The sequence below is a fragment of the Bacillus sp. SIMBA_008 genome (genome assembly GCF_046535495.1).
GTDB lineage: Bacteria > Bacillota > Bacilli > Bacillales > Bacillaceae > Bacillus > Bacillus subtilis.
The window spans coordinates 1-250 of sequence record NZ_JAWRWL010000938.1 but is presented as its reverse complement, the minus strand read 5'-3'; the positions used below and the strand labels follow the sequence as shown (position 1 = coordinate 250).

The following is a 250-nucleotide window of genomic DNA, read 5'->3' as shown; positions in this document are numbered from 1 at the left end:
CGAAAAATATTGGATCATTTTTAACGGCGAAATCTATAACTACATTGAATTGAGAGAAGAGCTTGAAGCGAAAGGCTACACTTTCAATACAGATTCCGATACCGAAGTGCTCCTTGCGACATACCGTCATTATAAAGAAGAAGCCGCTTCAAAGCTTCGCGGAATGTTTGCGTTTTTAATCTGGAACAAAGCTGACCGCGTCATGTACGGCGCGAGAGACCCGTTCGGAATTAAACCGCTGTATTACACA

1 pseudogene is annotated in these 250 nt (G+C 42.8%); it reads left to right on the top strand.

The window, feature by feature from the left end:
- Window positions 1-250 (top strand): annotated as a pseudogene (locus SB658_RS26130) (asparagine synthase (glutamine-hydrolyzing)); the annotation flags it as partial.